General features: G+C 68.4%; 22 protein-coding genes. 20 read left to right on the top strand and 2 right to left on the bottom strand.

The features are described 5' to 3' along the window. The first annotated feature begins 2 nt into the window (after window positions 1-2). The 7 genes from EL338_RS21175 to EL338_RS21145 are packed head-to-tail and all read left to right on the top strand — an operon-like array spanning window position 3 to window position 7,517. Entirely contained in the window at window positions 3-548 is a 546-nt protein-coding gene (locus EL338_RS21175; RefSeq protein WP_126335540.1) for a (2Fe-2S)-binding protein, read from the top strand. After that, the gene (locus EL338_RS21170) at window positions 545-2,935 is read left to right on the top strand and encodes an aerobic carbon-monoxide dehydrogenase large subunit (RefSeq protein ID WP_126335539.1); all 2,391 of its coding nucleotides are present in this window, start codon (window positions 545-547) and stop codon (window positions 2,933-2,935) included. The genes EL338_RS21175 and EL338_RS21170 overlap by 4 nt, the downstream gene beginning before the upstream one ends. Before the next feature lie 17 nt (window positions 2,936-2,952). After that, the gene (locus EL338_RS21165; RefSeq protein WP_126335538.1) at window positions 2,953-3,828 is read left to right on the top strand and encodes an XdhC family protein; all 876 of its coding nucleotides are present in this window, start codon (window positions 2,953-2,955) and stop codon (window positions 3,826-3,828) included. Continuing rightward, window positions 3,825-4,718 carry an AAA family ATPase gene (locus tag EL338_RS21160; protein WP_126335537.1) on the top strand — a complete coding sequence of 298 codons (894 nt, stop codon included), beginning with the start codon at window positions 3,825-3,827 and terminating at the stop codon, window positions 4,716-4,718. The genes EL338_RS21165 and EL338_RS21160 overlap by 4 nt, the downstream gene beginning before the upstream one ends. A gap of 13 nt (window positions 4,719-4,731) precedes the next feature. After that, a complete protein-coding gene (locus EL338_RS21155) occupies window positions 4,732-5,415 on the top strand; it encodes an SRPBCC family protein (RefSeq protein WP_126335536.1) in 684 nt (227 codons plus the stop codon). Continuing rightward, complete coding sequence (locus tag EL338_RS21150; RefSeq protein ID WP_126335535.1) at window positions 5,412-6,599, top strand: vWA domain-containing protein; 1,188 nt, start codon at window positions 5,412-5,414, stop codon at window positions 6,597-6,599. Before EL338_RS21155 ends, EL338_RS21150 begins: the two co-directional genes overlap by 4 nt. A 9-nt stretch (window positions 6,600-6,608) precedes the next feature. Beyond that, window positions 6,609-7,517, top strand: a complete 909-nt coding sequence (locus tag EL338_RS21145) for an LLM class F420-dependent oxidoreductase (protein ID WP_126335534.1) — start codon at window positions 6,609-6,611, stop codon at window positions 7,515-7,517. 3 nt (window positions 7,518-7,520) lie between these two features. Here the strand turns inward: EL338_RS21145 and EL338_RS21140 are convergent, their stop codons facing one another. Then, window positions 7,521-8,183 carry a DedA family protein gene (locus EL338_RS21140; RefSeq protein ID WP_235666240.1) on the bottom strand — a complete coding sequence of 221 codons (663 nt, stop codon included), beginning with the start codon at window positions 8,181-8,183 and terminating at the stop codon, window positions 7,521-7,523. Window positions 8,184-8,329: 146 nt separating this feature from the next. On the opposite strand from EL338_RS21140, the gene fbaA reads away from it, so the two are divergent. The 7 genes from fbaA to EL338_RS21105 all read left to right on the top strand — a co-directional run bounded on the left by fbaA (window position 8,330) and on the right by EL338_RS21105 (window position 16,240). Then, window positions 8,330-9,367 (top strand): class II fructose-bisphosphate aldolase, encoded by a 1,038-nt coding sequence (fbaA, locus tag EL338_RS21135; protein ID WP_126335533.1) that lies wholly within the window; start codon window positions 8,330-8,332, stop codon window positions 9,365-9,367. A gap of 45 nt (window positions 9,368-9,412) precedes the next feature. Beyond that, entirely contained in the window at window positions 9,413-10,396 is a 984-nt protein-coding gene (locus EL338_RS21130; RefSeq protein ID WP_126335532.1) for a LacI family DNA-binding transcriptional regulator, read from the top strand. Window positions 10,397-10,622: 226 nt separating this feature from the next. Continuing rightward, window positions 10,623-11,855: a YlbE family protein gene (locus EL338_RS21125; protein ID WP_126335531.1), complete on the top strand. Its 1,233-nt coding sequence runs from the start codon at window positions 10,623-10,625 to the stop codon at window positions 11,853-11,855. A gap of 71 nt (window positions 11,856-11,926) precedes the next feature. Continuing rightward, a complete protein-coding gene (locus EL338_RS21120; RefSeq protein WP_126335530.1) occupies window positions 11,927-13,489 on the top strand; it encodes a purine-cytosine permease family protein in 1,563 nt (520 codons plus the stop codon). Between the two features lie 106 nt (window positions 13,490-13,595). After that, on the top strand, window positions 13,596-14,966 hold the full coding sequence (locus EL338_RS21115) for a glutamine synthetase family protein (protein WP_126335529.1): 1,371 nt from the start codon (window positions 13,596-13,598) through the stop codon (window positions 14,964-14,966). Window positions 14,967-15,053: 87 nt separating this feature from the next. Further along, window positions 15,054-15,971, top strand: coding sequence for a glutaminase A (gene glsA / locus EL338_RS21110; protein ID WP_126335528.1), 918 nt, complete (start codon window positions 15,054-15,056; stop codon window positions 15,969-15,971). Next, a complete protein-coding gene (locus tag EL338_RS21105) occupies window positions 15,968-16,240 on the top strand; it encodes a WhiB family transcriptional regulator (protein ID WP_126335527.1) in 273 nt (90 codons plus the stop codon). The genes glsA and EL338_RS21105 overlap by 4 nt, the downstream gene beginning before the upstream one ends. 7 nt (window positions 16,241-16,247) lie before the next feature. On the opposite strand, the gene EL338_RS21100 is transcribed toward EL338_RS21105, so the two are convergent. Then, window positions 16,248-17,279: a polyprenyl synthetase family protein gene (locus tag EL338_RS21100; RefSeq protein WP_235666239.1), complete on the bottom strand. Its 1,032-nt coding sequence runs from the start codon at window positions 17,277-17,279 to the stop codon at window positions 16,248-16,250. Window positions 17,280-17,511: 232 nt separating this feature from the next. Here EL338_RS21100 and EL338_RS21095 point away from each other — a divergent pair, with 232 nt between their 5' ends. The 6 genes from EL338_RS21095 to EL338_RS21070 are packed head-to-tail and all read left to right on the top strand — an operon-like array spanning window position 17,512 to window position 23,307. Then, window positions 17,512-19,002, top strand: coding sequence for an APC family permease (locus tag EL338_RS21095; RefSeq protein ID WP_126335525.1), 1,491 nt, complete (start codon window positions 17,512-17,514; stop codon window positions 19,000-19,002). Next, window positions 18,999-19,694 (top strand): SDR family NAD(P)-dependent oxidoreductase, encoded by a 696-nt coding sequence (locus EL338_RS21090; protein WP_126335524.1) that lies wholly within the window; start codon window positions 18,999-19,001, stop codon window positions 19,692-19,694. The genes EL338_RS21095 and EL338_RS21090 overlap by 4 nt, the downstream gene beginning before the upstream one ends. Further along, the gene (locus tag EL338_RS21085) at window positions 19,694-20,401 is read left to right on the top strand and encodes an SDR family NAD(P)-dependent oxidoreductase (RefSeq protein WP_126335523.1); all 708 of its coding nucleotides are present in this window, start codon (window positions 19,694-19,696) and stop codon (window positions 20,399-20,401) included. Before EL338_RS21090 ends, EL338_RS21085 begins: the two co-directional genes overlap by 1 nt. Window positions 20,402-20,414: 13 nt before the next feature. Next, complete coding sequence (speB, locus tag EL338_RS21080) at window positions 20,415-21,377, top strand: agmatinase (RefSeq protein ID WP_126335522.1); 963 nt, start codon at window positions 20,415-20,417, stop codon at window positions 21,375-21,377. Continuing rightward, on the top strand, window positions 21,374-22,273 hold the full coding sequence (locus tag EL338_RS21075; RefSeq protein ID WP_126335521.1) for a polysaccharide deacetylase family protein: 900 nt from the start codon (window positions 21,374-21,376) through the stop codon (window positions 22,271-22,273). The genes speB and EL338_RS21075 overlap by 4 nt, the downstream gene beginning before the upstream one ends. After that, on the top strand, window positions 22,270-23,307 hold the full coding sequence (locus EL338_RS21070) for a Rieske 2Fe-2S domain-containing protein (RefSeq protein ID WP_235666238.1): 1,038 nt from the start codon (window positions 22,270-22,272) through the stop codon (window positions 23,305-23,307). The genes EL338_RS21075 and EL338_RS21070 overlap by 4 nt, the downstream gene beginning before the upstream one ends. Window positions 23,308-23,342: the final 35 nt, after the last annotated feature.

Genomic DNA, 23,342 nt, shown 5'->3' with positions numbered 1-23,342 from the left:
CCATGCAGGTCACCATGACGGTCAACGGCGAGCAGGTCAGCGCGGAGGTCGAGCCCCGCACGCTGCTGGTGCATTTCCTGCGCGACACCCTCGGGCTGACCGGCACGCACTGGGGGTGTGACACCTCCAACTGCGGCACCTGCGTGGTGGAGGTCGACGGCGACCCGGTGAAGTCGTGCACGATGCTGGCCGCGATGGCCGCCGGCCACAGCGTGCGCACCGTCGAGGGCCTCGAGGTCGACGGCCGGCTCGATCCCGTGCAGGAGGGCTTCATGGCCTGCCACGGGTTGCAGTGCGGCTTCTGCACCCCGGGCATGATGATCACCGCCCGCGCCCTGCTCGACCGCAACCCGGATCCGGCCGAAGACGAGATCCGGGAGGCGATTTCGGGTCAGATCTGCCGATGTACCGGCTACACCACCATCGTGCGGTCGATCCAGTGGGCTGCGTCGAGTCAGCGGGGCGATTTCGGTGCGGACGTGCAGACCGAGGAAACCCTCGGCGGGGACGCCGCCGAACCCCTGCTCGAAGCCGGGAGCCAAGCATGACCACCATCGAGACCCGGCCCGAGGACACCGCCGACAACAACCAGAAACCCTGCGGTTACGGACGGATGCTGCGCAAGGAGGATCCGCGCTTCATCCGCGGCCGCGGCACCTATGTCGACGACGTGACCCTGCCGAAGATGCTGCACCTGGCCATCCTGCGCTCCCCGTATGCGCACGCGCGGATCAACAGCATCGATGTTTCCGCGGCCCAGGCGCATCCGAAGGTCAAGGCCGTGGTGACCGGCGCCGCGCTGGCCGAGAAGGGCCTGGCCTGGATGCCGACGCTGTCCAACGACGTGCAGGCCGTGCTGGCCACCGACAAGGTGCGGTTCCAGGGCCAGGAGGTGGCCTTCGTCGTCGCCGAGGACCACTACTCCGCGCGGGATGCGTTGGAACTCATCGACGTCGACTACGAACCGCTGGACCCGGTGATCGACGCCCGGCGCGCACTGGATCCCGAGGCCCCGGTGATCCGCACCGATCTCGACGGCAAGACCGACAACCACTGCTTCGACTGGGAGACCGGCGACGCGGCGGCCACCGAGGCGGTGTTCGCCCGCGCCGACGTGGTGGTCAAGCAGGAGATGGTGTACCCGCGGGTGCACCCCGCACCGATGGAAACCTGTGGCGCCGTGGCCGATCTGGACCCGGTCAGCGGCAAGCTCACGCTGTGGTCCACCACGCAGGCCCCGCACGCGCACCGCACCCTCTACGCGCTCGTCGCCGGGCTGCCCGAGCACAAGATCCGGGTCATCTCCCCGGACATCGGCGGCGGGTTCGGCAACAAGGTGCCGATCTACCCGGGCTACGTGTGCGCCATCGTCGGCTCGCTGCTGTTGGGCCGGCCGGTCAAGTGGATGGAGGACCGCAGCGAGAACCTGACGTCGACGGGATTCGCGCGCGACTACATCATGGTCGGCGAGATCGCCGCCACCGCCGAGGGCAAGATCCTGGCGATCCGCTCGCACGTGCTCGCCGACCACGGCGCGTTCAACGGCACCGCCGCGCCGGTGAAGTACCCGGCCGGGTTCTTCGGCGTGTTCACCGGCAGCTACGACCTCGAGGCCGCCTACGCCCACATGACCGCCGTCTACACCAACAAGGCGCCCGGCGGGGTGGCCTACGCCTGCTCGTTCCGGATCACCGAGGCGGTGTACCTGGTCGAGCGGCTGGTCGACTGCCTGGCCTTCGAGCTGAAGATGGACCCGGCGGCGCTGCGGCTGCGCAATCTGCTGAAGCCCGAACAGTTTCCGTACACGTCCAAGACCGGCTGGGTGTACGACTCCGGGGACTACGAGCAGACCATGCGGCTGGCCATGGACATGGTCGGCTACGACGACCTGCGCGCGGAGCAGGCCCGCCGCCGCGAGGCCGGTGAGCTGATGGGCATCGGCATGTCATTCTTCACCGAGGCCGTGGGCGCCGGGCCGCGCAAGGACATGGACATCCTGGGCCTGGGCATGGCCGACGGCTGCGAGTTGCGGGTGCACCCCACCGGCAAGGCCGTGGTGCGCCTGTCGGTGCAGAGCCAGGGCCAGGGGCATGAGACGACCTTCGCCCAGATCGTCGCCGAGGAACTGGGCATCCCGCCCGACGACATCGACGTCGTGCACGGCGACACCGATCAGACCCCGTTCGGGTTGGGCACCTACGGAAGTCGGTCGACGCCGGTGTCCGGGGCGGCCGCCGCCCTGGTCGCGCGCAAGGTGCGGGACAAGGCCAAGATCATCGCCTCGGGCATGCTGGAGGCCTCGGTCGCCGACCTGGAGTGGGACAAGGGCAGCTTCCACGTCAAGGGCGATCCGTCGGCCGCGGTGAGCATCGCCGACATCGCGATGCGCGCGCACGGCGCCGGCGATCTGCCCGACGGCATCGAGGGCGGGTTGGACGCCCAGATCTGTTACAACCCCGAGAATCTCACGTATCCGTACGGCGCCTACTTCTGCGTCGTCGACATCGATCCCGGTACCGCGGTCGTCAAGGTGCGCCGCTTCCTCGCCGTCGACGACTGCGGCACCCGGATCAACCCGATGATCATCGAGGGCCAGATCCACGGCGGCCTGGTCGACGGCATCGGCATGGCGCTGATGGAGATGATCGCCTTCGACGAGGACGGCAACTGCCTCGGCGGATCGTTGATGGACTACCTGATCCCGACGGCCATGGAGGTGCCGCACTTCGAGACCGGGCACACCGTGACCCCGTCGCCGCACCACCCCATCGGGGCCAAGGGCATCGGCGAGTCCGCGACCGTCGGTTCGCCGCCGGCGGTGGTCAACGCGGTCATCGATGCGTTGGCGCCGTTCGGGGTTCGGCACGCGGACATGCCGCTGACACCGTCGCGGGTGTGGGAGGCGATGCAGGGTCGGGCGCGGCCCCCGATCTAGAGCGCAGGAGGCAGGCCATGATCAGCACCGAACGAGTCGGGGAACTGCGGCGGACACGGACACCGTTCGTGCACGCCACCGTGGTGCGCGCACAACCGCCCGCCTCGGCGCGGCCCGGCGACGAGGCGATCCTGTTGGCCGACGGCACCATCGAGGGCTTCGTGGGCGGCCAGTGCGCGCAGAACTCGGTGCGCAAGGCCGCCCTGGGCGCGCTCGAGGTGGGGGAGTCGCTGCTGCTGCGGGTGCTGCCCGACGGCGAGGTCGACTTTCCGGAGGCACCCGGCGCCGCCGTCGTGGTCAACCCGTGCCTGTCCGGCGGCGCGCTGGAGATCTTCCTGGTTCCGGAGATGCCCGCACCGCTGGTGCGCATCCACGGGACGACGCCGATCGCCGACGCGCTGGCCGACCTGTGCGCCACGGTGGGCTACGACACGGCGCGGGGGACCGACCCCGTTGGTGATTTCGTGGCCGGCAGCGCGGTGGTGATCGCCAGCCACGGCGGACCGGAAGCCGAAATCCTGCGCGCGGCACTGGATGCCGGCGTCGGGTACGTGGGCCTGGTGGCCAGCCGGGTCCGCGGTGCGCAGATCCTGGCCGAGGCGGCCGTCGGCGACGACGAACGCGCCCGGGTGCACACGCCGGTGGGCCTGGACATCGGCGCGCGGACCGCCCCGGAGATCGCCGTGTCCATCCTGGCCGAGCTGATCGCCGTGTTCCGGCGCGAAGGCCGCTCCGATGCGGGGGCCCCGGCGGCCGCGGCGGAGGTCATCGATCCGGTCTGCGGGATGAGTGTCATCGTCGCGGCGGCCACGCCGCATCTGCGTCTCGACGAACAGGATTACTGGTTCTGCGGCACCGGCTGCCGGGACTCGTTCGCCGCGGCACGCCGATGACGGCCGCGCGGGCCTTCGCCGACATCGATGATGTGGTGCGGCGTTTCGACGCGCACGACCACCTGCTCGACGAGGGGACCGCCGCGGCCTGCTACCTGGCGACGACGCTGCGGCGGCCGCTGCTGCTGGAGGGCGAACCCGGGGTGGGGAAGACCACCGCCGCCAAGACCCTGGCCGCGGTCCTGGACGCACCGCTGACCCGGCTGCAGTGCTACGAGGGGCTGACCGCGGCCGAGGCGCTCTACGACTGGAACTATCAGCGTCAGCTGCTGTCCATCCGGCTCGCGGAGGCCCGCGGTGCCGGGATCGCCGAGACCGACCTCTACACCGAGTCCTACCTGGTGGACCGGCCCATCCTGCAGTGTGTGCGGCACACCGGGCCGACCCCGCCGGTGTTGCTGATCGACGAGATCGACCGCGCCGACGACGAATTCGAGGCGTTGCTGCTCGAATTCCTCGGCGAGGCCAGCGTCACCGTGCCCGAACTGGGTACGTTCGTCGCGCAGCGACCGCCGGTGGTGGTGCTGACCTCCAACCGCAGCCGCGATCTGCACGATGCGCTGCGGCGGCGCTGCCTGTACCACTGGATCGACTACCCCGATCCGGCCCGCGCCGCCGAGATCGTGCGGCGCACCGTTCCCGGGGCCACCGCCGCGCTGATCACCAGCGCGGCCGAATTCGTCGGCGCCGCCCGCGATCTGGACCTCGACAAGCCGCCGGGTCTGGCCGAGACCATCGACTGGGTCGCCGCGCTCGCCGCGCTCGGCGTCGGGGATCTGGTGGCCGAGAACACCGACGCCCTCGTCAGCAGCCTGGGCGCGCTGGCGAAGACCCCCGACGATCACGAGTTGATCAGCGCGGCCCTGACCGAGACCAGCAGCAACCGATGAGAGGATTTTCGCGATGAAGATCGCCAACGAGTTCACCGTCAGCGCCCCGATCGCCCGCGCGTGGGAGGTGCTCACGGACCTCGAGGAGGTGATCCCGCTGATGCCGGGCGCCACGTTGGGTGGCCGCGAGGGCGAGGACGTGCTGGGCAAGGTGAAGGTCAAGGTGGGCCCGGTCACCAGCGAGTTCTCCGGCCGCGTGCGCTTCGTCGAACAGGACGCGGCGCAGTACCGCGCGGTCATCGACGGCAAGGGTAAGGAGGCCCGCGGCACGGGCAACGCGACCGCGACCGTGACCGCGCAGTTGCACGAGGATGGGGAGCGCACCCGGGTCACGGTGGACACCGACCTCAAGGTCGTCGGCAAGCTCGCCCAGTTCGGCAGCGGTATGCTGCAACAGGTTTCGGAGAAGCTGCTCGGTCAGTTCGTGGACTCGCTGGAGGCCAAGCTGGCCGCCGACGGGCAGACCGCCGAACCGCAGACCGCCGAACCGCAGACCGCTGAACCGACGGCGGCGCCCGTCGCCGCCGCACCGGCGCAACCGGCCGAGGCCGCGCCGATCGACCTGCTCGAGTTGGCCGGCGGGCAGACGCTCAAACGGTACGGCCCCATGGTGGCCGCGCTGTTCGCCGCGGCGGCGGCGGTCTTCGCCCTCGGCCGGGTGCTGCTCGGCAGGCGGGTCGAACGCGACCGCCGATGAACCGACCGTCGCTGCTGCGCGGTGTGGACCGGGCGGCCCTCGCGGTCGCCCTGGCGACCCGGCTGCGTGCGGCGGGGGTTCTGGTATCCGCCGACGGACCGGCTGAATTCGTGGCCGCACTCGGCGTCACCGCGCGGTCGCGCCGCGACGTGTACTGGGCGGCCCGGCTGACCCTGGTGACCCGCGCCGAGGACATCCCGGCCTTCGACGAGGTGTTCGGCTACGCGTTCGCCGACGCCGTGCGCGGCGTCGACCCGGTGTCGTCGAAATCCCGGGCCGCGGGCCGAGTTTCGCCGGCCGAGGGACTGTCGGACGCGGGCGGGGCGACGGTCGAGGGCCTGCCGTGGCTGACCCGGCAGACCTCGATGGCCGGGGCCGATACGGCCGAGACCGATTCCGCGCTGGCGGTGCCTGATGTGTTGCCGAGCCGGTTGCGGGTGCGCGCCGACCAACCCTTCGAGGCCTTCGACGCCGCGGATCTGCGCGTCATCGGCGACTGGCTGGAACGCACCGCGCCGCGGTGGCCGCAGCGGCGCACCCGTCGTCGCGAGCAGAGCCGGCGGGGCCGGCGGATCGACCTGCGGCAGACCATGCGTGCCTCGCGGACCACCGGCTGGGAGGTCGTGACGCTGATCCGCACCCGTCGTCGCCGGCGGCCGCGTCGCATCGTATTTCTGTGCGACGTCAGCAGATCCATGCAGCCCTACGTCACGGTCTACCTGCACCTGATGCGGGCGCTGGCGGTGCGGCCCCGGATGGCGCGCCCCGAGGTGTTCGCGTTCTCGACCTCGCTGACCCGGCTGACCCCGGCGCTGTCGCACCGCAGCGCCGAGGTGGCGCTGGCCCGGGCCAACGACCGGGTCGCCGACCGCTACGGCGGCACCCATCTGGGCCCGGCCGTCGCCGACTTGGTGCGCGGCCCGCACGGCAGTGCGCTGCGGGGCGCGGTGGCCGTGATCGCCTCCGACGGTTGGGACGCCGACCCGCCCGAGGTGCTCGAGCGGGCGATGCGCCGGTTGCGCGGTCGGGCCGAGCGCGTGGTGTGGCTGAACCCGCGCGCCGCGGCGACGGGATTCGTGCCGACCGCCGCATCGATGGCCGCGGCGCTGCCGTACTGCGATGTGTTCCTGCCCGCGCATTCGCTGACCGGACTGGTCGAACTGTTCGACGAACTCGCCGCCTAAGATCGGCCCATGACCTCCGCGCAGCGTGCCAACATCGACTTCCCGTCCCGCGTCGGCGTCTGGTGGGCCAGCGACCCCTGGGCCATGCCCGAGGCCCAGGACATCGCCCGCGAGATCGAACAGCTGGGCTACGGCTCGTTGTTCCTGCCGGAGACCGTCGGCAAGGAGTGCCTCACCCAGTCCGCGGCTTTCCTGGCCGCCACCGAGCGGCTGGTGGTCGGGACCGGCATCGCCAACATCCACGTTCGGGTGCCGTCGGCCGCCGAGACCGGCGCCCGCACGCTGACCGCGCTGTACCCGGGCCGGTTCGTGCTGGGCCTCGGGGTCAGCCACGGCCCGCTGGTGGAGCGCGGTCTCGGTGGCACCTACGCCAAGCCGTTGGCGACCATGCGCGGCTACCTGGAAAAGATGGCCGCGGTGCCGCCGCAGATCGAGCCGGGAGTCGGCCGCCCGCCGGTGTTGCTGGCGGCGCTGGGCCCGAAGATGATCGAGCTGTCCGGCACCCACGCCGACGGCGCGCACCCGTACCTGGTCACGCCGTCGCAGACCCGGGTCACCCGGGACATCCTGGGCCCGGACAAGTGGATCGTCTCGGAGCAGGCCGTGGCCATCGGCGGTGACGACGCCGATCAGCTGCGCCGCGCACACAGCCACCTCGAGGTGTACAGCGGCCTGCCGAACTACCGGAATTCCTGGCTGCGGCAGGGCTTCGACGAGTCCGATCTGGTGCGCGGCGGCTCGGAGCGGTTGGCCCGCGGCGTGGTGGGGATGGGCTCGGCCGAGCAGGCCGCCGAGGTGGTCACCGCCCACCTGGACGCCGGTGCCGACCACGTGGTCATCCAGGTGCTGGGCAACACCCCCACCGACGACCCGCGCCCGGGCCTGCGGGAGCTAGCCGCGGTGCTGAAGCTGGGGTAGCCGCTAGGCGGCGGTGTTCTTGGCCTCGCGGCGCCGGCGGTACCACTCGTAGACCATCGGCAGCACGGAGATCACCACGATCAGGATGATGATCGGCTCGAGCAGGGTCTGGATGATCTCGAACTGACCGAGCCAGTAGCCCAGCAGGGTGAGCCCGATGCCCCAGACCAGCGCGCCGACGACGTTGAACAGCGTGAATACCGCGTAGTTCATCCGGGCCGCGCCGGCGGTGATCGGTGCCAGTGTCCGCACGATCGGGATGAAGCGGGCGATCACGATGGCGAACGGGCCGCGCGATTCGAAGAACTTGTGTGCCTCGTCGAGGTACTTCTGCTTGAGGAAGCGGGCATCCGGCTTGAACATGGCGGTGCCCACGTTGCGGCCGATCCAGTAGCCCACCTGGCTGCCGGCGACCGCGGCGATCGGGATGAACAGCAGCAGCTGCCACAGCTGGAAGTTGGCGTCGCTACCCGCCGAGGCGGTGCCCGCGGCCAGCATGCCCGCGACGAACAGCAGCGAATCGCCCGGCAGCACCGGGAACAACACCCCGGACTCGACGAACACCACCAGCAACAGACCCAGCAGGGCCCAGGTGCCGAAATACCCGATCAGGGTGATCGGGTCCAGAAAATCCGGCATGAGCGCAAGGGTGGTGGTGCTGGTCATGACGTCTCAACATACCGGGGGTTGGGGCCGGATCGGTAAACGCCGAGCCGTAGCCCGGTTGTGCGGCGCACTCGGACCACGAATACGGTTCAACTGAGATACTGCTATCGACGCACCCAGTTACGCCACATGCAGGAGGATGTTTCATGCCTATCGCCACTCCCGAGGTCTACGCCGAGATGCTGGGCCGCGCCAAGGAGCATTCCTTCGCATTTCCGGCCATCAACTGCACGTCCTCGGAAACCATCAACGCCGCCATCAAGGGTTTCGCCGACGCCGGTAGCGACGGCATCATCCAGTTCTCGACCGGTGGCGCGGAGTTCGGTTCCGGCCTCGGGGTCAAGGACATGGTGACCGGCGCCGTCGCGCTCGCCGAGTTCGCCCACGTCATCGCCGCCAAGTACGACATCACGGTGGCCCTGCACACCGACCACTGCCCCAAGGGCAAGCTCGACACTTTCGTGCGTCCGCTGCTGGCCATCTCGGCCGAGCGCGTGAAGAACGGCCAGAACCCGCTGTTCCAGTCGCACATGTGGGACGGCTCGGCGGTGCCGATCGACGAGAACCTGGACATCGCCAAGGAACTGCTGAAGCTGTCGGCCGAGGCCAAGATCATCCTGGAGATCGAGATCGGCGTGGTCGGCGGCGAGGAGGACGGCGTCGAGGCCGAGATCAACGAGAAGCTCTACACCACCCCCGAGGACTTCGAGAAGACCGTCGAGGCCCTCGGCGTCGGCGAGCACGGGAAGTACCTGCTGGCCGCGACGTTCGGCAACGTGCACGGCGTCTACAAGCCGGGCAACGTGAAGCTCAAGCCGGAGATCCTGGCCGAGGGGCAGAAGGTCGCGTCGGCCAAGCTGGGCCTGGCCGAGGGCTCCAAGCCGTTCGACTTCGTCTTCCACGGCGGGTCGGGTTCGGCGAAGTCGGAGATCGAGGAGGCGCTGGGCTACGGCGTCATCAAGATGAACGTCGACACCGACACCCAGTACGCCTTCACCCGCCCGGTGGCCGCGCACATGTTCACCAACTACGACGGTGTGCTCAAGATCGACGGCGAGGTCGGCAACAAGAAGACCTACGACCCGCGCAGCTACCTGAAGAAGGCCGAGGCGGCGATGACCGAGCGAGTCATCGAGGCCTGCAACGACCTGCACAGCGCCGGCCGGTCCGTCTCCGCGGGGTAACCGGCCCCGTCGCTAATCTGAGGTGACTCAGGCAGCGAGGTAGATGTGGCAGGGATCATCGACGTGGCCGCGGCGGCGGGCGTCTCGCCGACGACCGTCTCCCACGTCCTGAACAATCGCGGCCGCATCGCCGAAGAAACCCGGGCCAAGGTCCTCGAGGCGGCCCGGCAGCTGGGCTACCAGGCCAATGTGCACGCCCAGCAGCTGGTCACCCGGCGCAGTCGGATCATCGCGATCCAGATGCCGGACCTCGGGGACACCCCGGGCCCGTCGCTGCCCCACTCGGCGTACTTCCTCGAACTCATCAACGGGGCCGCGGCGGCCGCCGACAGCGGCGGCTACGCGTTGGTGGTGTCCCCGTCCGGTGGCAACGCCGGCGTGCTGAGCGGGTTTGCCATCGACGGGGCCATCATCGTCGACCCGCACGGCGAGGAACCGGTCTTCCGGACCGACGTCCCGATGGTCACCATCGGGGTGGCCGAGCACAGTGAGCGTGAGGTGCTGCGGGTCGACAACGACCACGCGGGAGCGGCCCGCCAGGTGCTCGACCACTTTGCTGAAGCGGGTCGGCGGCGCCCGGCCCTGCTCACCGACGAGACCCGACGCAGCTACGTCAAGGACGTCCGCACCGGGTACCGGTCCTGGGTGGCCGAGCGGGGTGTCCCGGAGACCCTCGTCACCGTCGGTGCGCTGGACAAAGACACGCTCGACGCCGCCTTCGCGGAGCTGTTCGCGGTCCCGGTCGACGCGGTGTACACCAGCTCCGACGACCTGGCCCTGGCCCTGTTGGACGCGGCGACCCGGGCCGGTTTGCGGGTGCCGCAGGATCTGGCCATCGCCTCCGCGGTCGACGACCGGGCGCTGTCACTGACCTCCCCGCAGATCTCGGCGACCAACCTGTTCCCGTTCCGCACCGGGGAGACGGCCGCCGAGTTGCTCATCGAACGCCTCGAGAACGGCCCCGGGGCTTTGCCCGGCCCGCTGATGCCGACCGAGTTCGTCGCCCGGGGGTCCTCGGCGCCGGCCTAGCCCGCTGTCGAGCCTGCCGTCCGGGGCCTGCCGTCGGGCCTCCGGACACCGATTTGGGTGATCCCCTTGACACCTGCGCGCGGCCGTGACTACGGTCACAACCCAGTTAGCCAAAACCATTTGGCACGACGATATGGCTGCCGGGGCGATGCGTCCGGCGCCCCACAAGAAGTGCGTTCCACCCGCCGGATCAGCAGTGCAAAAACGTTTTACCTGGAGGCAATGAATGTCGAGAGTCCGCGCCCAGGCCAATCGCGCCGCCGTCGAGGCGCTCCTGGCCGCCGACCCCGTGCTGGTCGGAATCGAGAGCGCGCAGGAGGCGATGGGGCTGCCCCCGTCGACCGTGCTGACCTCCGGGCCGACCATGCCGTTCGATGCGTACACGGGAGGTCAGCGCGCGGCGATCATCGGCGGCGCGCTCTACGAGGGCCTGGCCGCCGACGAGGCCGCCGCGGTCGCCGCGTTCGAGCGCGGCGAGATCGCGGTGCGGGGCTGTCAGGAGTTCGGCTGCGTCGGGTCGCTGGCCGGCGTCACCACGGCGTCGATGCCGGTGGCGGTCGTGGTCAACGACACCACCGGGGATCGCGGCTACTGCACGCTCTACGAGGGCGACAGCGCCGACCGGCTCAACTACGGCACCTACACCGCGGCCACCCGGGCGAACCTCGAAGCGCTGCGCCTGCGCATCGCGCCGGCGCTGAACAGTCTGATCGCCGCGCAGACCGAACCGCTGCGGCTCAAGCCCATCATGGCGCGCGCCCTGACCATGGGCGACGAGTTGCACAGCCGCAACGCCGCCGCGACGCTGCTGTTCCTGCGGCGACTGCTGGTCGGCGCCAAGCAATTCGGCGATGACCTCGGGCATGCCCTGGACTCGCTGTGCGACGACTACTTTTTCCTGCGGCTGTCGATGGCGGCCAGCAAGGTGATGGCCAACGCGATGCGCGGTTTCGACGGCTCGAGCGTGGTGACCGCGATGTCCTTCTCCTGCGCGCAATTCGGGGTTCAGACCTCCGGTACCGGCGATACCTGGTTCACCGGGCCCCTGCCCACGTTCGAGGACTTCCGGATCGAGGACGGATACGACGCCGACGACATCGAGTTCATGGGGGGTGAGAGCATCATCACCGAGGTAGTCGGTCTGGGTGGGGTCGCACAGGCGGCCGGGTTGCCGTTGCAGAGATCCAGTGGACGCAGCGTAGTGAGGATGGTCGCCCGAACCACCGCCATGTACGACATCACCGTGACGGAGAGCCCCGACTTCCTGATCCCCGTCCTGAACTACCGCGGCACGCCGCTGGGCCTGGACGTCGAGAAGATCGTGCAACCCACCGGAGTCACCCCATTCCTGGACATCGGCATCGCGGGCCGCTCGGGCCGCCAGATCGGTGGGGGAGTGGCCCGCGCCCCGCTCGAACCGTTCCGCAAGGCATGGGAGGCGTTGACGGCGACGGCCTAGCCGGCCGGGCCCGGCCCGTCGCCCAAGAATCTTTGACCTACGTATTCCGGTGAGACCAAAGGAATTTCGACATGAAAGAAGAAGTCGCAGCCGCGGCTGAACCGACCACCGCCATGGTGGACGTGGTCGGCAAGGTGGAAAGTTACGGAATCGAATACATTCCGGACGAGGACCGACACTCCCGACCCCGAAACCTGCTGTGGATCCTGTTCGGCGGGAGCATGACGTTCGGGATCATCGTCATCGGCTGGGTCCCGGTCTCGCTGGGCCTCGGCTGGTGGGAGTCGGCCAGCGCCATCGTGGTGGGCTCGGCCATCGGTGCCACCCTGATGGCACCGATGGGCCTGCTCGGGCTGCGCAGCGGCAGCAACAACCCCGTCGCCAGCGGGGCGCACTTCGGCGCGCTGGGCCGGATGATCGGCTCGGCGCTGGGCATCACCGCCGACATCGTCTTCGCCGCACTGTGCATCTGGGCGGCCGGCGAGGTCCTGGCGCGCAGCGTGGTGCGCATCTTCGGCGTCGAAAGCCAAGCCGTCACAGTCGCATTGCTGATCATCGCCTACGCGCTGGTGGCGATCGTGATGACCATCATCGCGGTGATGGGCCACGCCAACATGGTGACCTTCACCAAGTGGATGGTGCCCACCGCCGGCTCCATCATGATCCTCTACATCTTCGTCGCCGCGAAGAACTTCGATCCCAGCTACGCCGGCGGCGACTACGCACTCGGCAGCTTCTGGCCCACCTGGATCCTGGGCATGCTCGCCTGTGCGGGCACGGTCAACTCCTACGGCCCCTACGTCGGCGACTGGACGCGGCACATCTCCACCAAGAAGTACCCGCCCCGGCACTCGGTCGCGGCGGCCTGGGTCGGCGGCTTCTTCGGCATGGGCGGCGCCTTCATGTTCGGCGCCTACACCGCGGTCACGTTCAAGGACCCGATCAACGCCTACGCCACCGAATTCGCGAACAACGTGCCCTACTGGTTCCTGTTCTTCGCGCTGTACCTGGCCTTCATCCCGGGCACCGCGCAGGCCGTGATCAACATCTACAACATGGGCCTGGACTTCTCGTCGATCGTCCCGGGCATCAGCCGGGTGCGGGCCACCATCTACCTGTCCATCGTGTCCACCGTGCTGGTCTTCATCGGCGCGTTCTACCAACAGCTTTCGGCGATCGTCAGCTCGTACCTGGCCATCCTGATCGTGCTGGGCGCCCCGTGGACCATCATCAACCTGATCGGCTACTTCAACAACCGCGGCTACTACGACCCGGACTCGCTGCAGGTCTACAACCGCGGCCAGATGGGCGGCCGGTACTGGTCCTCGGCGGGCCTGAACCACCGCGCGGTGATCGCCTGGCTCTCGGCCGTGACCGTCGGCATGCTGTTCGTGAACACCGGTTGGTACGTCGGACCCGGCGCGCGACTGTTCGACGGCGCGGACTTCGGCTTCATCGTGTCGACCAGCGTGGCCGCCCTGGTGTACTTCCTGTTCCTCAAGTTCAACCCGGAACCGGCCTACAACTTCGGTCCCAAGGGCGCGCGCATCGCCAGCGCGCCGGAGTCGCGGTACGGCGACTTCATGCCGATCCAACCGATGGACATGAGCAAGGTCCGCTGGCGGATCGGCTAGTCGGGACCTGCAACGAACTCCCCGCAGAGGTGGTGACCAGCAACATCTTTCACCAGTAACGAAACTGCCCGAACGCACAACAGAAAGAAAAGCGAGAAGCACTCACATGGATACCCTCAACGACATCGACTCGTCCTACTCGGCCAAGGCCCAGGAACTCGCCGACGCCGGCGTGCGGTACGTCACCGCCTCGTGGGCCGACATCTTCGGCCGCAACCGGGCCAAGAGCCATCCGGTCGGTCTGCTGCCGGAACTGATGGCCGGCTTCGCGCGCTACACCCCGCGCGGAATCAACGGCATCGGCGCCATGGACCCGGTCGAGGAAGAGGTCACGGCGCTGCCCGACATCGACACCCTCACCGTGCTGCCCTGGGACAACCGCTTCGCCTGGATGGCCTCGGACATGTGGTCGGACAAGGGCGAACCGTTCTCCCTGTGCCCGCGGTCGATCCTGAAGAAGCAGATCGAGCGCGCGGCGAACCAGGGCTACCGCTGCACCCTGGGCATCGAACCGGAGTTCTACGTGTACCGCCCCGACGACCTCAACTCCGGCGGGTTCGGTTCCCTGACCGCGACCGGTGGCATCGAGCCCAGCCCGGCCTACGACGTCGAAACCTCCTATGACGTCGCCGATTTCCTCGACGACGTGGTGAGCACCATGGAACAGATCGGCCTGAAGGCGTTCGCGCTGGGCGCCGAGGGCGGGGTGGGCCAGTTCGAGATCGACTTCTACTACAAGGATCTGCTGGAGATGGCCGACCGGGTCACCCTGTTCCGGCTGATGGTGCATCAGGTGGCCAAGCGGCACGGGCTGGCCGTCACGTTCATGCCAAAACCTTTTGCCAACCTGTGGGGCTCCGGCGCGCACTTCAACCTCGGGCTCTACTCGGTGGACGGATCGGGCGAAAGCGTTCTGCGCCTGGGTAATCCGGCCATCCCCGGCGAGGAGGAGTGGTCCAAGGAGTCCAAGTACTTCGTCGGCGGCCTGCTCAAGCACGCCCGCGCGCTGACGGCGATCACCAACCCCCTGGTCAACTCCTACAAGCGGCTGACCCCGCGGCTGGTCGACGGCTCGGTGTCGTGGGCGCCCATCAAGATCGCCTACGGCCCCAACAACCGGTCCTGCATGATCCGGCTGCCGGAGAACCGTCCGGCCATCGAGGTTCGCAACCCGGACGCGTCGGCCAATGTCTATCTGGCCGGGGCGTTCCTACTGGCGGCCGGGCTCGACGGCATCGCCAACGAGATCGATCCCGGGCCGGAGATCACCGAACTGGCCTCCGAGCGCGCCGAGATCTCGCGGCTGCCCCGAACCCTGCTCGAGGCCGTCGAGGCGTTCGAGGCCGACGAGTTGACCTACGAGGTCTTCAGCGAGGACTTCATCAAGGACTACGCGGAGACCAAGCGCATGGAGTGGGAGAAGGACCACCTGCCCGTCGGCGACGCCGAGCGCGCCGATCACCTGGTGTACTTCTAGGCCCTTTCGCACGAAGTCGAGTCCGTCCGGTACGGCCAGCTCGGCCGCACCGGACGGCGTCAACAGACGGTACGGAAACGGTGGATCATGACGGTGATTGCACAGAATTGGTTGGCCCCCTTGGTCGACGAGGTGCGGCCGCACCTCGCCGGCGGAGCGGTGTCGACCTACCTGCCGGAGCTGCGTCGGGCGCCCGCCGACGAGCTGGCCGTGGCGGTGGATCTGGGCGACGGGAACGTCCTGACGGCGGGAAACCTGCACGCCCGCTTCACCGTTCAGAGCGTGGTGAAGGTCTTCACGCTGCTGCTGGCGCTGCACTATCGCGGTGAGGAGCACGTCTTCGCCCGCGTCGGCCGCGATCAGGGGATCGGCTCCTACAACTCGCTGGAGACGTTCATCCGGGGTTCCGGCGTGCCGGTGAATCCGTTCGTCAACGCCGGCGCGCTGGTGGTCGTCGACATGCTGCCCGGTGACCGGCCGCAGGGGCGGGTCGCCGAGCTGCTGGAGTTCCTGCGCGCGCTGACCGGAAATCCGACGATCGCGGTCAACGAGGCCGTCGCGCGCTCCGAACTGGCGCTCTCGGACCGCAATCGGGCGCTGGGCTACTTCCTACGCAGCCAGCGCCTGGTGTCCTGCGACGTCGAGGAACTGCTGTGGGCCTACTGCCAGATGTGTGCCGTCGAGGTCGATGTCGTCGACCTCGCGCACGCCGGGCGGGTGTTGGCCGACGGGGCCGACGTGCACCTGGGGGGCCGGCTGTTGCAGGCGTGGCACGTGCGGCTGGTTCGGCGGCTGATGTTGTTCAGCGGCATGTACGAGGCCTCGGGCCGCTACGCCACCGAGGTGGGCATCCCGGCCAAGTGCGGCGTCTCGGGCGCCATGATCGGGGTGGTGCCGCGTCGGGCCGGGGTCGGGATCTACGGGCCTGCGCTCGACGAGTCCGCCAACAGCATCGGCGGCCTGCGGCTGATGCGGCTGCTGGCCCTAACCCTCGAGATCGAATGAACTGGGAGTGGCAGCAACAGGCGGCCTGCATAGGTCAGGATCTGTTGTTCTTCCACCCCGACGGGGAACGGGGCCGGCACCGGCGGGCCCGGCAACTCAGCGCGAAGGCGGTCTGCGATCGGTGCCCGGTGCGACGGCAATGCCGGGAGCACGCGGTGCGGTTCCCGGAGCACTACGGAACGTGGGGCGGCCTGGCCGAGGAGGAGCGTGACGGGATCGGCGGGTCCGGTCGACCGTTCGGGCGACGGGTCCGCCGCGCTTCGGTCTAGGGCTGGCCTAGGGGACGAACGACACGTCCGTGCACGGGGCCAGCAACTCCTCGAGGGGCGCGACCACGGCTGCCGGATATTCGGTGACGGTCTCGGTCAATGCTTCTCGGGCGTCGTCGGCCAGGGCGCCGATGCGCGCGCATACGGATCGCGCGGCCTCGGTTGCCACGACTATGTCCTTTACCTCTTCGATCTGCGCGTCCTCGGCGTTAGGTTGTCCCAGCGTCGCGCTCAGCACCTGGCGCTGGGATGGCCCTGCAGCTTCGAGGGCGAGTTGCATCAACAAGGTCGGCTTGGCGGATCGCACATCGTCTCCGTTGCGCTTGCCGCTGTGTTGGGTGTCGGCGAACAGGTCGGCGAGATCATCGCGAAGCTGGAACGCCGCGCCGGTTGCTTCGGCGTACCGCCGCAGGAGGGAGACGCCATGCTCGGGCGCGTTCGCCAGCGCGAAACCGAGGTTCATCGGACGCGCGACGGTGTACGCGGTGGTCTTGTACCGCACGATCTTCGCCGCCGTATCCGCAGCGAAGTCGCGGGCGGCCTGTCCCCGCAATTCCAGTAGTTGGCCCGCGATGACCTCCGTGCGCATGGTGCGGAAGTGCCGCGTCACCTCGTCGGCGTGCGCACCGGGGACGGCTTTGACCGCGTCGACGAGCATGTCCTGGGCCAGGCCCCATAACAGGTCGCCGAGCAATACGGCGGTGTGGTCACCGAACACCGCCGCGGGCCCCGACAGCGCGGCGCTGCGATGGTGCTCAGCCAGCGCGGCCCGCACCGACGGGCGGTTTCGTCGTAGGTCAGAGGCGTCGATCACGTCGTCGTGGACCAGGATCGCCGCGTGTAGCGTCTCGACCGCCGCAGCGACGCCGATCGCCGCGGAGCTGGGTTCGTCCTCGGGGGCGAAGGCCCGCCACGCGCCGTATAGAAAGGCCGGTCGGAGCCGCTTGCCGCCGTCGGCGGCCGCTGCCAGGCACTGCGCGGCGAACACCTCCAGGGTCGGGTCGATGCCGGCGAGCCCGGCGACGAGATCGCCGGTCACCGCATCCGCGATGCGTTGATCGACAGCACCGAGGAACGCCTGTTGGCTCGTATCGCCCACCGGCCGATACTAAGGCCGGCGGCCTGCCCCCGTCGCCGGGAGCAGGGGACGTTGTAGTCCTCTACAGCCGAGGAGGCTCCGGCTGTACGCCCCACCCAGATTGCCCGCACAACGCGACAACCCTGATGTGACCGTGCTCATAATTCTGCCCAGCCACGGAAGGAGATGCCGCATGGGTGACATCGAAACAGACTCATCGCCAACGGAATTGAAGCGCGAGTTCTCGTTATGGTCGGCTTTCGCCTTTGCGTTCGCGTTCATCTCGCCGATTGTCGCCATGTACGGGATCTACGGGTTGTCGCTGGCCACGGCCGGGCCGGGGTTCTGGTGGACCTTTGTCATCGTCGGCTGCGGACAGTGCATCATCGCCTTGGCCTTTGCCGAACTGGTGTCCCGCTGGCCGCTGGAGGGTTCGATCTACCAGTGGACCAAGCGACTGGCCGGCAACGTCGCGGGTTGGCTGGCCGGCTGGGTGTACATGTGGGCGCTGGTGATCATCATGGCGACCGTGGCCTACGGCGGCGCCGGCTTCCTGGCCCAGCTGATCGGCATCGAGCATCCCAGCGCCGGCCAGCAGAGCTTCATCGCCCTGCTGATCCTGCTCGCCGGTTCCGGGGTGAACATCCTCGGCCGGGCCTTCCTCAAGGCGTTGATGCTCGGCAGCATCCTCGCCGAGATCATCGCCTCGCTGGGCCTGAGCACCTACCTGCTGATCTTCCATCGTCACCATGGCTTCGACGCCGTCCTGCAGGGCCCGGACCTGGCCACGGGTTGGTCCTGGGCCTACGTCGCGGGTCCGTTCCTGGCGGCGCTGGCCTTCACCGGGTGGTCGATCCTGGGCTTCGAGAGTGCCGGCGCGATCGCCGAGGAAGTCAAGGATCCGCGCCGAAATGTGCCCAAGGCCATGGTGTTCGCGGTCTCGTTCCTGGCCATCGTGATCGCCTACGCCTCGCTGGCCGTTACCCTGGCGGTGCCGGACTTCGATCGGATCACCTCCGGTGAAGAGCCCGACCCGGTCTACTACGTGCTCAAGAGCGCGCTCGGGGAGTCGGCCGTCAAGCCCATCCTGTTCCTGTTCGTCATCGGCTTCCTGGCCAGCTTCCTGGCGCTGCAGGCCTCGGCGTCGCGCGTCATCTGGGCCTACGCCCGCGACGAGGCGTTGCCCGGATCGACTGTGCTCAAACGGCTTTCCCGTACCGAGGCGCAACCGGTGCCCGCCATCCTGGTCACGGCGGTGATCGGCGCCCTGGTCTACCTGATCTCGACCACCGATGTGTACTCCGTGCTCGTGACGTTCACTGCTGGTGGCTACTACCTGGCGTTCCTGTTCCCGCTCATCACCGGCTTGATTGCGCGCCTGCGGGGCAACTGGGTGCCCGGTCCGTGGAACCTCGGGAAGTTCGGTACCCCCGTTGCGGTCCTGGCCGTGCTGTGGGCGGGCTTTGAATTCCTGAACATCGTGTGGCCGCGCAACGTCTACGACTCCTGGTACAGCAATTGGGCGTTCTTCGTGGTGATGGGACTGATCCTCGTGGTGGGTGTGCTGATCCTCCGGACCGGCCGCGCGAATCGCGGTGGTGCGCTCGCCGCCGATGACGAGGACGATCCGGTTCTGGTCGAGGTCGAGGCACAGGTCGCGCCGGTCGAGCGTGAGCTGACATGACCGGGCGGACAGCGTTGATCACCGGCGCCGGCAGTGGTATCGGCGCGGCGATCGCGAACCGGCTGCGGGGCAACGGATGGCGAATCGCCTCGATCTCGCAGGAGTCCGCGGAACACGCTGACCTGTCGATCATCGTCGATGTCGCCGACGAGACTTCGGTGCTCGAGGCGGTCCACGAGATCCGCCGCGAGTTCGGTGCCATCGACTCGGCCGTCGTGTGCGCGGGGCACTACGAGGAGGTTCCGGCCCTCGAGATCGACCCCACCGCGTGGACGCGCATGATCCGCGTGCACGTCGGGGGATTGATGCACGTCCTGCGAGCCGTACTGCCGGAGATGCGGGCGCGCGGGACGGGTCGCGTCGTCGGTATCGCCTCGGAGCGGGCGATCGGCGGCGGCAGCAACGACGCCCACTACGCGGCGGCCAAGGGCGCGGCCCTGAGCCTATTGCGCAGCGCCGCGGTGGAGGTGGCTGCCGACGGCGTGCTGATCAACGCCGTGGCGCCCGGACCGTGCGACACGCCGCTGCTCGGCCCCGATTCCTGGGAACGGGCACCGGAGTTCCTGCAGACGCTGCCCGCGGGACGGATCGCCACGCCCCAGGAGGTCGCTGAATTGGTGGAGGCGCTGGTCAGCGACGACCTGAACCTGTGCGCAGAAGTATTGTCCGTCAACAGCGGAACGGTGATCTGATGGCGGACCGTTCTCGGCGCGTATTGGTGACCGGTACCGACACCATGCTGGGCGCCGCGGTGCAGACGGCCTTCGAGGCGCGCGGTGACCGCGTCGTCGGGGTGTGCCAAGCGCGTGGGGATGCTTGCCGACTCCCACCCGACGCCGTCGTCGCGGACTTCACCGACCCCGGGCAGATCAGATCCGCGGTCGCCGACGCTGCAGACCTGCTGGCCGGTCTAGACACCGTGGTGACCGCACATGCGCTGCCCGTCGTGGGGGCGGTGTCGGACCTCGATATGACCGATTTCTGGGAGCACGTCGACTCGGCGCTGACCGGCACCTTCCTGGTAGCCCAAGCTGCCGCGGCATCGATCAGTGGTGGCGGCACTCCCGGTCGGATGGTCCTGACGACGTCGCGCTGGCATGTCGGCGGTCCCGGGTTGTCGGCCGTCGCGACCGCCGCGGGCGGGGTGGTGGCGCTCACCAAGACACTGACCCGAGACTTGGGCCCGTTCGGTATCGGGGTCAACGCCGTCGCAGTCGGATGTGTCGATTCCGAATGGTCGATCTGCGACGTGGCCGAACCCGCCGCGGCGGTACCAGCCGGCCGGGGCACGGTCGCCCAGGTGGCCAATCTGATCGAAGTGTTGAGCCGGTCGTCGTTAGGCGCCGCCGTGGGGCAGATTGTCAATGCCGATGGCGGGCGCTCCCGAAATCGTGTTTGAGAGAGGTCATTCGATGAACGAAGACAAGTCAGCAACCTCCATCGTGGGGGCCGTCGACCCGCAGGTGCAGCCGCGCTATGCGGGTTGGACCACCTTTGCCCGACTGCCGCGGTTGGAAGACGTCGAACACGCCGACGTCGTGGTGGTAGGTGTGCCCTTCGACAGCGCGGTGACTTACCGTCCCGGTGCGCGGTTCGGCCCCAACGCCATTCGGCAGGGGTCCCGGCTGACCCGCGGGTACAACCCGGCTTTGGATGTCAAGCCGTTCGAGGTGTGTCAGTTCGCCGACGCCGGAGACATCGCCTGCAACCCGTTCGACATCGCCGCCGCCGTCGATCAGGTCGCCGGCGAACTGGCCGCGCTGTTGGCCGAGGGCACCAAGGCGGTGATCCTGGGTGGCGATCACTCCGTGGCGTTGCCGTCCCTGCGGGCCGCCGCATCGGTGCACGGTCCGATGGCGTTGGTGCACTTCGACGCCCACCTGGACACCTGGGACGGCTACTACGGGGCAGACATCACCCACGGTTCGCCGTTCCGGCGTGCCTATGAGGAAGGACTGCTGCTCGACCAGAATGTGCACGTCGGTGTCCGCGGCTCCATCTACGACAAGAACGATCTCGTCGAGGATGCCAACTTCGGCTTCTCCTGCATCACCTGCCCTGACATCGACGCCCTTGGCGCGCAGGGCATCATTGGTCGCATCCGCGAACGCGTCGGCGATTCACCGGTGTACGTGTCTGTCGACATCGATGTGCTGGACCCCGCGCACGCTCCGGGGACCGGGACGCCGGAGGCCGGCGGCATGTCGAGCCGGGAACTGCTCGAGGTGATCCGTGGTCTGGTGGACGTGAATCTCGTCGGCGCCGACGTGGTCGAGGTGTCCCCGGCCTACGATCACGCCGAAATCACCGCCGTCGCAGCGGCCAACGTCACCTGGGAATTCCTATCCGTATTCGCGAGAAAGGCGCAACGATGACAGAACTGACCGCAGCGCAGCCCATCACCTGGCCGGACGGAAAGTCCTGCGCCGTGGCGTTCACCTTCGACGTGGACGCGGAGTCGCCCTTGCTCACAACGGATCCCGCATTCGCCGACCGGATGGGCGTGATGTCGCACCAGGCGTACGGGCCGCTGGTCGGTGTGCCCAGGCTGCTCGACATCCTCGGCGAACTCGACGTCGACGCCACCTTCTTCGTCCCGGGCTACACCGCGGAGCGACACCCGACGCCCATCCGCTCGATCGCGGAGGCGGGCCACGAGATCGCCCACCACGGCTACCTGCACGAATCGCTGGTCGGGGTCGATGAGGACACCGAACGGCGCATCCTGACCCGGGGCCTGGAGGCGCTGGCCAATATCGCCGGCGTGCGGCCCCGCGGATACCGCGCCCCCATGTGGGAGATGAACTGGCATTCCCCGAAGCTGCTGGCCGAGTTCGGTTTCGAGTACGACTCGACCCTGATGGATTCGGACCATCCCTATGAGCTGGCGGTGGGGGAGACGGACTCGTTGGTCGAGCTTCCGGTGAGCTGGGCCCTCGATGACTGGCAGCAGTACTGCTTTGTCCCGGACTTCTCCGGTGTGGGGCTCATCGAGACCCCCGCCAAGACCATCGAGCTCTGGCGAGCCGAACTGAACGCCATGCGTACCATCGGCGGCGCCTGGATCCTGACCAACCATCCCTTCCTGAGCGGGCGCCCGGGGCGGGCCTTCGCCCTGCGCGATTTCATTGCCGAGGTGTGCGCCATGGACGATGTGTGGGTCGCCAGCATGGCGGACATCGCAGCTCACGTCCGACGCCAGCAGCTGCGCCCGCGCACGTTGACCCGTCCCGTCTTCAGCCCGGTCGAAGGTAAGGAGAACGAATCATGACCGACATTCTCAGCCCCGAGAAACTTCGCGAGGCCTACCAGCATGTCTGGTTCGTGGTGGCCCGCTCGCAGGACATCAACGACGGCCCCTACTCCACCCAACTGCTCGATCAGAAACTCGTGGTCTTCCGGGACTCGTCCGGCGCAGCCCGGGTCACCGATCGGCGTTGTATCCACCGCGGCGGCAACCTCGCCGACGGTCGGGTGGTTGGTGACAGCATCCAATGTCCCTACCACGGCTGGCAATTCGACGGAGTCAGTGGCGTCTGCAACCGAATCCCGTCGCTGGCCGAGGGCGGGCGCATCCCGCCCAAGGCGGCCGTCAAGGCCTACCCCGTGATCGAACGTTTCGAATTCGTGTGGACGTGCCTGGGGGATCCCGTGTTCGATCTGCCGAACCCGCCCGAGATCGAGGACCTGGATCTCGAGTGGCGGGCGGCGGAACCCATCCACGCCGAGTGCGGCTTCATGGCCGCGACCGAGAACTTCAGGGACATGGCGCACTTTCCGTTCGTCCACGACCGGTCGATGGGCGAGGTGCCCGCGGTGATCCCGGACCTCAACGTGCAGCGCGAAGGTAGGGAGGTCACGGCCTCGTTCTTCTACGAGAGCATTCCCGGTTCGGAGTTCTCCGACGTCGGAGACGCGTGGATGCACTACCACTCGTACGCGCCGGGGATGGCGACCATCCTCTACGACTTCGGACCCGAGATCGGTAAGCGCTACCTGGTGGACTTCCCGTCGCCGGTCAGCTACGACAAGTGCACGATCTTCTGGGCGGTGGCCACCGACCGGAACTTCAAGGGCGGCAGCGTTGACGAGATCCTGGCCATCGAGACCACGGTGTTCGACGAGGACACCCCGATCCTCGAGGGGCTCGATCCGAAGGAGGTGCCGCTGGCGGGGCAGGCCATGGAAGTGTCCGCGCCGGCCGACGTCTACGCCCTGAACTATCGTCGGGCGACCCGGCATGCGGTGGAGACCATCCTGTCGGCGCGAGGGCTGTTACCCGCGGCGGTGAACGGCCGGGCATAGTGTCCGAGGGGGCCCCGTTACCGAACCGTGGAGCA

Origin of the sequence: Mycolicibacterium chitae (genome assembly GCF_900637205.1) — a bacterium.
In the GTDB taxonomy this organism is placed as follows: Bacteria; Actinomycetota; Actinomycetes; order Mycobacteriales; family Mycobacteriaceae; genus Mycobacterium; species Mycobacterium chitae.
The sequence above is the reverse complement of the archived record's forward strand: the minus strand, read 5'-3'. Positions and strand labels throughout refer to the sequence as shown.

What these genes read in the sequence shown, in the direction of transcription:
- EL338_RS21125 (WP_126335531.1), top strand. Translation starts at nt 10,623, where the DNA reads ATGTCGAGAGTCCGCGCCCAGGCCAATCGCGCCGCCGTCGAGGCGCTC.
- EL338_RS21145 (WP_126335534.1), top strand. Translation starts at nt 6,609, where the DNA reads ATGACCTCCGCGCAGCGTGCCAACATCGACTTCCCGTCCCGCGTCGGC.
- EL338_RS21160 (WP_126335537.1), top strand. Translation starts at nt 3,825, where the DNA reads ATGACGGCCGCGCGGGCCTTCGCCGACATCGATGATGTGGTGCGGCGT.
- EL338_RS21155 (WP_126335536.1), top strand. Translation starts at nt 4,732, where the DNA reads ATGAAGATCGCCAACGAGTTCACCGTCAGCGCCCCGATCGCCCGCGCG.
- EL338_RS21120 (WP_126335530.1), top strand. Translation starts at nt 11,927, where the DNA reads ATGAAAGAAGAAGTCGCAGCCGCGGCTGAACCGACCACCGCCATGGTG.
- EL338_RS21115 (WP_126335529.1), top strand. Translation starts at nt 13,596, where the DNA reads ATGGATACCCTCAACGACATCGACTCGTCCTACTCGGCCAAGGCCCAG.
- EL338_RS21075 (WP_126335521.1), top strand. Translation starts at nt 21,374, where the DNA reads ATGACAGAACTGACCGCAGCGCAGCCCATCACCTGGCCGGACGGAAAG.
- fbaA (WP_126335533.1), top strand. Translation starts at nt 8,330, where the DNA reads ATGCCTATCGCCACTCCCGAGGTCTACGCCGAGATGCTGGGCCGCGCC.
- speB (WP_126335522.1), top strand. Translation starts at nt 20,415, where the DNA reads ATGAACGAAGACAAGTCAGCAACCTCCATCGTGGGGGCCGTCGACCCG.
- EL338_RS21090 (WP_126335524.1), top strand. Translation starts at nt 18,999, where the DNA reads ATGACCGGGCGGACAGCGTTGATCACCGGCGCCGGCAGTGGTATCGGC.
- glsA (WP_126335528.1), top strand. Translation starts at nt 15,054, where the DNA reads ATGACGGTGATTGCACAGAATTGGTTGGCCCCCTTGGTCGACGAGGTG.
- EL338_RS21140 (WP_235666240.1), bottom strand. Translation starts at nt 8,183, where the DNA reads ATGACCAGCACCACCACCCTTGCGCTCATGCCGGATTTTCTGGACCCG.
- EL338_RS21070 (WP_235666238.1), top strand. Translation starts at nt 22,270, where the DNA reads ATGACCGACATTCTCAGCCCCGAGAAACTTCGCGAGGCCTACCAGCAT.
- EL338_RS21165 (WP_126335538.1), top strand. Translation starts at nt 2,953, where the DNA reads ATGATCAGCACCGAACGAGTCGGGGAACTGCGGCGGACACGGACACCG.
- EL338_RS21105 (WP_126335527.1), top strand. Translation starts at nt 15,968, where the DNA reads ATGAACTGGGAGTGGCAGCAACAGGCGGCCTGCATAGGTCAGGATCTG.
- EL338_RS21175 (WP_126335540.1), top strand. Translation starts at nt 3, where the DNA reads ATGCAGGTCACCATGACGGTCAACGGCGAGCAGGTCAGCGCGGAGGTC.
- EL338_RS21095 (WP_126335525.1), top strand. Translation starts at nt 17,512, where the DNA reads ATGGGTGACATCGAAACAGACTCATCGCCAACGGAATTGAAGCGCGAG.
- EL338_RS21150 (WP_126335535.1), top strand. Translation starts at nt 5,412, where the DNA reads ATGAACCGACCGTCGCTGCTGCGCGGTGTGGACCGGGCGGCCCTCGCG.
- EL338_RS21085 (WP_126335523.1), top strand. Translation starts at nt 19,694, where the DNA reads ATGGCGGACCGTTCTCGGCGCGTATTGGTGACCGGTACCGACACCATG.
- EL338_RS21170 (WP_126335539.1), top strand. Translation starts at nt 545, where the DNA reads ATGACCACCATCGAGACCCGGCCCGAGGACACCGCCGACAACAACCAG.